The 2,272-nt window shown below is 68.7% G+C and carries 3 protein-coding genes; all 3 read left to right on the top strand.

Annotated elements, in window-relative coordinates:
* Positions 1-353 (top strand): FAD-binding protein (locus tag HP547_RS08030; RefSeq protein WP_172285984.1); only part of this gene is annotated, 353 nt, incomplete at its 5' end.
* Complete coding sequence (locus HP547_RS08025) at positions 350-2,026, top strand: FAD-binding protein (RefSeq protein ID WP_172285983.1); 1,677 nt, start codon at positions 350-352, stop codon at positions 2,024-2,026. The genes HP547_RS08030 and HP547_RS08025, both read left to right, overlap by 4 nt.
* The coding region (locus HP547_RS08020) for an SDR family NAD(P)-dependent oxidoreductase (RefSeq protein ID WP_172285982.1) at positions 2,023-2,272 on the top strand (250 nt) is incomplete at its 3' end. The genes HP547_RS08025 and HP547_RS08020, both read left to right, overlap by 4 nt.

Raw genomic sequence — 2,272 nt, 5'->3', positions numbered from 1 at the left:
GCACCGGGGTGGACGAGGACTTCGGCCGTGGTGGTAATGTCTTCGACCGCTACTACGGCGACTGCAACATCAAGCCCAACCCGTGCCTGGCGCCGCTGCGCAAAGGCCCGTACTACGCCATGCGCCTGGATGCCGGCGACATCGGCACCAAGGGTGGCCTGCTGACCAATGCCCAGGCCCAGGTGGTGCGCGACGACGGCTCTGCCATCGCCGGCCTGTACGCCATCGGCAACTGCTCGGCATCGGTGATGGGCACCAGTTATCCCGGTGCCGGCGGCACCCTGGGCCCGGCGATGACCTTTGCCTACGTGGCCGCCAACCACCTTGCCCGGCAGCGCCAGGAGGCCCGATGAACACCAGTGTCACGCCCATTCTTACACCGCTGCAGGTCGATGATGCCGCGGCCGTGCATTGGCAGGCGCACTGCGACGTGCTGGTCATCGGCTGGGGCGCAGCAGGTGCCTGCGCCGCGCTGCAAGCCCGCGCTGATGGCGCTGATGTATTGATCGCCGACCGTTTCACCGGCGGCGGCGCCAGCGCCAAGAGCGGCGGCGTGGTGTACGCCGGCGGCGGCACAACGCAGCAGCGCGCGGCCGGCTTCGACGACACGCCCCAAGCCATGTTCGACTATCTCCGGCACGAAACCCACGGGGTGGTCAGCGACGACACCTTGCGGCGCTTCTGCAACGACAGCGTGGCCAACCTGCAATGGCTGGAAAGCCACGGCGCGCCCTATGCGCACCAGATGCCCGCTGGCGGCAAGACGTCGTACCCGCCCGATGGTGCCTTTCTCTATTACTCGGGCAACGAACTGGTCCCCGCCTATGGCGGCGCGCAGCCCCCGGCCCCGCGCGGCCATCGCACGGTTGGCAAAGGCCAGTGCGGCGCCGTGCTGTATGGCCATCTGCAAGCGGCCTGTTTGCGCGCCGGGGTACGGCCGCTGCTGCAGTCCGCCGCCAGGCGCCTGGTCATCGACCGCAGCGGGCGAGTGATCGGCGCCGAGTTGTGGCGCCTGCCAGCCGGCAGCAAAGTCGCCTTGCAGCATGCGCGGCTGGCCGCGCGCGCCGAGCGCCTGCAGAACTTTGCCCCAGGCTACTGCGACCGGCTGCGCCAGCGCGTCAGCGCGCTGGAACAGGCCCATGCCAGGCCTTGCCTGGTGCGCGCTGGCAAGGGGGTGATCCTCAGTACCGGTGGCTTCATCTTCAACCGCGAGTTGATCAAGGCCCACGCGCCCAGGTTTCGCCGCAACTTCAAGGTGGGCGCCACCGGCTGCGATGGCAGCGGCCTGCGCCTGGGCCTGAGCGTTGGGGCAGCCAGCGACAGGCTGGAACGGGTATCTGCCTGGCGATTCATCAATCCACCGTACAGCTGGCACCGCGGCATCGTGGTCAACCGTGACGGTGAACGCTTCTGCAACGAAGAAGTGTATGGCGCCACCCTGGGCCAACCGCTGATGGAAGAGCAGGGCGGCCGGGCCTGGCTGGTGCTGGATGCGCCGCTGCGGCGCAAGGCCCTGCAAGAAGCGTTATTTGGTGGCTACTGGTGGTTCCAGGCACTGCCGGCGCTGGTGCTGATGCTGTTCGCTGCACGCAAGGGCAAACACCCCGCGCAGCTGGCCGCAGCCACCGGGATGCAAGCCGAAACCCTGCGCCAGTCGCTGCTGGCCAACAACGCCGCAGCCCGAGGGCAGGCCCCGGAGCCGTTCGGCAAGTCGGTCGCGGGTCGCCAGGTGCTGCAGCAAGGGCCTTACTACGCCTGTGACATTTCCGTGGGCAACCCGATCTTCCCCTTGGGCGCGCTGACGCTCGGTGGCTTGCGCGTAGACGAACGCACCGGCGCGGTGCTGGGTGCAGGCGGTGAGCGAATCGCCGGGCTGTTCGCCGCAGGCCGAACGGCGCTGGGCATTCCTTCACATCTGTACATCAGTGGGCTGTCCCTGGCCGACTGCGTGTTCTCTGGCCGCCGTGCCGGGGCAGCCGTGGCGCAGGGCGCGGATTTGGCAGTGGACTGCGAGGTGGCATCATGAGCGAGCGTAACGGGCGCGTGCAGGGCAAGGTCGCCCTGGTCACCGGCGGGGCCAAAGGTATAGGCCGGGCAAGTGCTCGCCTGCTGGTGGCCGAAGGTGCGCAGGTGCTGATCAGCGACATCGACACCCAGGCCGGGCAGGCCCTGGCCGACGAGCTCGGCGCGGCCGCCCGCTTCATCCACCACGATGCCAGCAGCGAAGCGGCATGGCAGCGGGTGATGGACAGCCTGGTCGAGCACCATGGCC

Source organism: Pseudomonas sp. CM27, from assembly GCF_013179515.1.
Lineage (GTDB): Bacteria > Pseudomonadota > Gammaproteobacteria > Pseudomonadales > Pseudomonadaceae > Aquipseudomonas.
The sequence above is the reverse complement of the archived record's forward strand: the minus strand, read 5'-3'. Positions and strand labels throughout refer to the sequence as shown.

Coding starts and splice junctions, on each gene's coding strand:
- HP547_RS08025 (WP_172285983.1), top strand. CDS start 350: ATGAACACCAGTGTCACGCCCATTCTTACACCGCTGCAGGTCGATGAT.